The organism is Arthrobacter sp. Y3225116, assembly GCF_059091245.1.
This window is the reverse complement of the sequence record NZ_JBNHGL010000503.1, coordinates 1-846: the sequence shown is the minus strand read 5'-3', so window position 1 is coordinate 846 and position 846 is coordinate 1. Positions and strand designations below refer to the sequence as shown.

The following is an 846-nucleotide window of genomic DNA, read 5'->3' as shown; positions in this document are numbered from 1 at the left end:
GCCGCGACGGCACCGGCTTCTTCCTGCTGCTGCTGGCCGGCTGCGTGGCCACCGTCGAGTGGTGGGCGCTCGACGGCTGGTTCGGAGACGCCGTGCACGCCATGGCCGGCGGGACCTTCGGCTGGATGGCGCTGGTGTTGCCGGTGCTGCTGCTGATCATGGCCGTGCGCCTGATGCGGTGCCCGGAGGACTCTCCCGCCAACAGCCGCATCTCCATCGGCCTCATCCTGGCGTTGGCGTCCGGTTCAGGGCTGGCCCACGTGATCGGCGGCCAGCCCGCCCTCGCCGACGGCTTCGATGCCCTGTGGGCGGCCGGCGGCATGGCCGGGTTCCTGCTTGCCGCGCCGCTGGCAGCGGTCAACACGTGGCTGGCGGTGGCCTTCTACGCACTGCTGGCCTTCACCAGCATCCTGATCGTGACCGCCACGCCGTTCCGCCACATACCGATGCGCCTGCGGATGCTCTACGAGCACCTGATGGGCCAGGACCCGTCGGCGGAAGCCGGGTACCGGCCGGCGGCCGACGGGCATGACCAGAGCTACCTCTACGCCGACGACGCCCCGGCCAAGGAACCCAAGCCGCGGCGCAAGCTGTTCGGAAAGCGCAAGGCCGAAGAGACGGACGGCGGCGACGACGAGGGTTTCTTCTTCGACGAGGCGTTCGAAACACCGGTGATCGAGGACGGCGAGCCGGAGGAAGAAGCCGGAACGGAGCAGGCGGCACCGTCCGTGCCGCCGGGCGTTCGCAGGCCCACCCAGGCCGAGCTCGCCGTCGAAAAAATCAAGCGCAACCAGGGGCTGGTACCCGAAGGCGCCACCGAGGCGCTGCCGGTGCTGCCAGCCGCCG

1 protein-coding gene is annotated in these 846 nt (G+C 70.6%); it reads left to right on the top strand.

Annotated elements, in window-relative coordinates; translation table 11 throughout:
* A partial coding sequence (locus AC5RV2_RS18625) for a DNA translocase FtsK 4TM domain-containing protein (RefSeq protein ID WP_494093560.1) occupies nucleotides 1-846 on the top strand: 846 nt, incomplete at both ends.